Origin of the sequence: Oleiagrimonas sp., from assembly GCF_027858935.1 — a bacterium.
Lineage (GTDB): Bacteria > Pseudomonadota > Gammaproteobacteria > Xanthomonadales > Rhodanobacteraceae > Oleiagrimonas.
Genome location: NZ_JAQIBU010000314.1, coordinates 1 through 3,614, shown reverse-complemented (window position 1 = coordinate 3,614; position 3,614 = coordinate 1). Strand labels below are relative to the sequence as shown.

Here is a 3,614-nt window from a genome sequence, read left to right as displayed (position 1 = left end):
GCCGACCAGGCGTGCTGCGCCAATTTGCAGACCAGCAGCAGCGGGTCCTCGCGGTAGATGGGCTTGTCGATCAGGTAGAAATCGGCGCGGGGCATGGGCACGCAAGCAGGCTTGGGGATTCAGGGATCAGGATAACAGCGACGCATCACTGTGGACCGAGGGAAAACCACTCGCGACCAAACCGTTCCCGAGCGGGAATGCGCTCCCCCTGCTCGCGACTGAAGGCAGTCACTTTGGCGCAGGGGGAGGCGCACAGGCCTACGCGCAGCGATCCATCAGCCATTGTGCCAGCAGGGAGACCGGGCGACCGCTGGCCAGGCCCTTGCGGCCCGATTCCCAGGCCGTACCGGCGATGTCCAGGTGCGCCCAGCGCTGGCCTTCGGTGAAACGTGAAAGGAAGCAGCCAGCGGTGATGGCTCCGGCCGTCTTGCCGCCGATGTTGGCAAAGTCGGCAAAGGCCGATTCCAGTTGCTTCTGGTAGTCGTTCCACAGCGGAAGACGCCAAGCCCGGTCGAGGGTGGCCTCACCCGCGGCCAGCAGTTCATCGGCCAGGTCATCGTGCTTGCTCATCAGGCCGGTGGCGTGGTTGCCCAGGGCCACTACGCAGGCGCCGGTCAGGGTTGCCGCATCAATGATGGCCCTGGGATCGAAACGCTGGGTGTAGGTCAATGCGTCGCACAGGATCAGGCGGCCCTCGGCGTCGGTGTTGAGCACCTCGACGGTCTGGCCGGACATGGTGGTCACCACGTCGCTGGGGCGGTAGGAGTCGCCGTCCGGCATGTTTTCCACCGACGGCACCACACAGACCAGGTTCAACGGCAGTTTCATTTCCACCGCCGCGACGAAACCGCCCAGCACGCCGGCTGCACCGCACATGTCGAACTTCATCTCCTCCATGGAGCCGGTCGGCTTCAGGTTCAGGCCACCGCTGTCGAAGGTCACGCCCTTGCCGACGAACGCGTAGGGCTTGTCGCCCTTGGCACCGCCGTTCCACTTCAACACGATCAGGCGCGGGCTGTTGCGTGAACCGCGCGCCACGGCCAGCAGCGAGGTCATGCCCAGCTTGGCCATCTGATCGCGTTCGAGGATCTCGACGTCCACGCCGTCATGTTGTTCGGCGAATGCGGTGGCCTGCTCGGCAATGAACGCCGGGACACAGATGTTCGGCGGCAGGTTGCCCAGGTTGCGTGCGAAGCGCACGCCTTCGGCCATGGCGCGGGCCGTATCCAGGGTGGCCGCATCGGTGGTGCCGGTCAGGGCCAGTGACCGGAACTTGGGTTCGCGCGATTCGGCATCGGCCTTGAAGGTGGCGGTATAGCGATAGGCGGCATGGTCGAAGGCCAGCGCCTCGGTTCGTACACGCCATTCGGCATCCTTGCCCGGCACATCGAGGGTGCCCAGCCAGGACGTGGCCGCCACCACAGGCAGGTCGGATGCGGTCTTTCCAGCCGCCAGGCAGGCCTGCTGGAATCGACCGGCATCGAGCTCGGCGTGCACGCCCATGCCGACGACCAGCACGCGTCCGGCCTTGATGCCTTCAAGCTCGAACAGCGTGTTCGTGCTGCCGAGCTTGCCGTTGATGTCACCCGCTTTCATGCGGCGTTGGATGGCGCCTCCGGAGGCCTTGTCCACGGCTTCGGCTGCATCCGAAAGCACGCCATTGGTGAACACGCCGACGATGGCGCAGGGTGTATCGGTGGATTCGGGAGTGCCGGTATTCAAGCTCAGTTGCAGGGTCATCAATGCGTCCTTCTGTTCAGCTGGATTGGGGGCGTCGGTCGAAATGCAGTGATACCCCGGCTCCGGAACACGGATCGCGGAATCAAGCAGACGGCCTGCGCGATATTCGCCCGACCGGCTACACTTCAACCTTGCCGCATGGGTACATCACCATGCGAAACGTGACCCCCATTATCGCATGCTGCGCATCCTCGACCGCTATTTCCTGCGCCAACTCATTCAGAGTGCGGCCGCCACGACCACCGTGCTGCTGGTGATCTTCACCGGCGGAACCTTTGCGCGCGTGCTGCAGCAGGTGGCCAATGGCAGCTTTCCGGCCAGCGTGATGTTCCAGGTGCTTGGCCTGCGTATCGTCGAGGCCTTGCCCGGATTGCTGCCCATGGCCTTGTTCCTTGGGGTACTGGTCGCGCTGGGGAAGCTGTGGCGTGAAAGCGAGATGCATGTCCTGGCCGCCGCTGGCATGGGGCCAGCCGGTCTGTTGCGGCCGGTGTTCCTGCTTGGCGTGCCCTCGGTACTCCTGATCGCGCTGATTTCCCTCTGGCTGGGGCCACTGTCCAACCGCACCGCCAACCAGCTGGTGGCCGAGGCCAATCGCTCGGTGATTGCCGCGGGCCTGGAGGCCGGGCGTTTCACCCAGCTTCCGGGGAGCGGTGGGGTGATCTTCGTCGCCGGAATGAACCACCAAGGCACGCGACTGGACCAGGTCTTCCTTTCCAGCAACAAGCCGGGCGACGCCACCCACCCGGCAGGGATCAAACTGATCACGGCCAGGCGTGGCGCACTCTATTCGGGCAGCGACGGGCATGGCCGCTATCTGTCGTTGTCCGATGGTTGGCAGTACCAGATACCGTTGGGCCACCCCAACTGGCGACGCATGCGCTACCAGCGCAATGACGTGGCTCTCTCTGCAGTGCAGCCCCATGACGAGACGACCAGCAACCCACTGAATCGCGCCAGTACACTGGAGCTGATGGGGAGCAAGGATGCCGGCGCACGTGCCGAGCTGGCCTGGCGTCTCGCCGTACCCATTACTGCGCTGGTATTGCTGGTGCTGGCCGTGCCGCTGGCACGCCAGTCGCCGCGCGAGCCGCGCTACGGACGCTTGCTGATCGCCGTGCTGGCCTACCTGCTGTATTTCCTGCTGCTGTCGCTGGCGCGGGCGCTGATCGAGCGTGGCAGCGTATCCAATGGCGCGCCCATGTGGGCTCTGCACCTGATCGTGACGCTGCTGGCGGTCTGGATGCTGCGTCGCCAGTACCGGGTCGGTCGGCCACAATCGACCGACATGGGCGATACCGCAGCGGCCTGATCCCGACGTGTCGCGTCTAGTCCCGGGGAACGGGGCGGTACTCGAGCAGTGTGCCGGACAGGAGGTCCTGCACGGTCCTGTGCCTGGGATCGACGAAGGCCATGGCCAGATACACGATCCACGCCGCGAATGGCGCAATCATTGCGGAGCGCGTACCCGTCAGGGGCGCGAGCGCGATCAGCAGCAGGGGCGCGGCGAGACTCGCGAAGCGCAGCAGCGCACGTTGCGTCGAAACCGGCCCCCCATCCGTTGCGCGCAGCCGCAGCCGCCACGGCCGCATCCCCAGGGTTTGTCCGCCGCGGATCCACGAGATGACGAAATATGCGCCCACGGCAGCCAGCAGCGTGGCGCGGTACCACCACGCGTGTGGATCAAGTTTGCCGCCGGTCAGCAGCAGGCATGCCATCACCATCACCATGATGATGGCCACCACGGCCAGCAGTTCGTAGGCCAGGGCCAGCAGGCGGCGCCAGAGCGGCGCGGGCAGGAGGGTCGATTCATTCATGGGCTTGCGCCGGCCACATCATTGCGTCCAGCATCCGGTCATGGGCAAACAGATGCACAG

Annotated in this window: 3 protein-coding genes and 1 pseudogene; 1 reads left to right on the top strand and 3 read right to left on the bottom strand. The window is 65.2% G+C overall.

Going from position 1 to position 3,614, the window contains the following annotated elements; translation table 11 throughout:
- Positions 1-95, bottom strand: a pseudogene (locus PF446_RS11735) (DNA polymerase III subunit chi); the annotation flags it as partial.
- Between the two features lie 163 nt (positions 96-258).
- Positions 259-1,740: a leucyl aminopeptidase gene (locus PF446_RS11730; RefSeq protein WP_298071791.1), complete on the bottom strand. Its 1,482-nt coding sequence runs from the start codon at positions 1,738-1,740 to the stop codon at positions 259-261.
- A gap of 178 nt (positions 1,741-1,918) precedes the next feature.
- Between PF446_RS11730 and lptF the strand changes: the two genes are divergently transcribed.
- Positions 1,919-3,049, top strand: coding sequence for an LPS export ABC transporter permease LptF (lptF, locus tag PF446_RS11725; protein WP_298071789.1), 1,131 nt, complete (start codon positions 1,919-1,921; stop codon positions 3,047-3,049).
- Between the two features lie 16 nt (positions 3,050-3,065).
- On the opposite strand, the gene PF446_RS11720 is transcribed toward lptF, so the two are convergent.
- Positions 3,066-3,554: an RDD family protein gene (locus PF446_RS11720; RefSeq protein ID WP_298071787.1), complete on the bottom strand. Its 489-nt coding sequence runs from the start codon at positions 3,552-3,554 to the stop codon at positions 3,066-3,068.
- Positions 3,555-3,614 lie beyond the last annotated feature (60 nt).